The sequence below is a fragment of the Bradyrhizobium sp. LeoB3 genome (assembly GCF_055456055.1).
The window spans coordinates 1-565 of sequence record NZ_JBVBEF010000362.1; the positions used below are offsets into that span (position 1 = coordinate 1).

Consider the following 565-nt stretch of genomic DNA (forward strand, 5'->3'; position numbering starts at 1 on the left):
AGGGCGTCGTTCTCGAGAGCGACGAACTCCTGCGCGCCGAAGTCGAGCGCCGTCTGACGGTGGGCGGCGCGTCCGGTGCCGATGACGTAGGCGCCCGCCTCTCGTGCGAGCTGGGTCACCATCGAACCGACGGCGCCGGCCGCGCCGTGCACGAGGACGCTCTGCCCCGCCTGAAGGTGGCCGTGCTCGAACAGTCCCTGCCACGCCGTCAGGCCCGGCATCGCCACGCTCGCGGCCACTGTGAAGTCGACATCGCTCGGCAGCGGCGCGAGGTTGCGTGCCTCGACTGCCACATACTCGGCCAGCGTGCCGCCGCGATACGAGTCCGTGAGGCCGAACACCCGCTGTCCCACCGACAGCCCCCTCGTGCCATAGCCAAGGGCGGTGACCACTCCGGCCAGCTCTTGCCCGGGAATCACCGGCGCCCGGTCACGGCCGAGGCGATCGGTCCAGGTCGAGGGCCACGTCAGCTCATCCCAGGTGAATCCCGACGCATGAACCTGAACGACGACGTCGTTTATCGCTGCCTGCGGCTCGGGCTGCTCCACCAGCTTCATCCCCGCCG

At 70.1% G+C, this 565-nt stretch carries 1 protein-coding gene; it reads right to left on the reverse strand.

Annotated features, from left to right (window positions below; all coding sequences use genetic code 11):
* On the reverse strand, window positions 1-565 hold a 565-nt coding region (locus ACZXDY_RS46325; protein WP_464350077.1), incomplete at both ends, for an NADP-dependent oxidoreductase.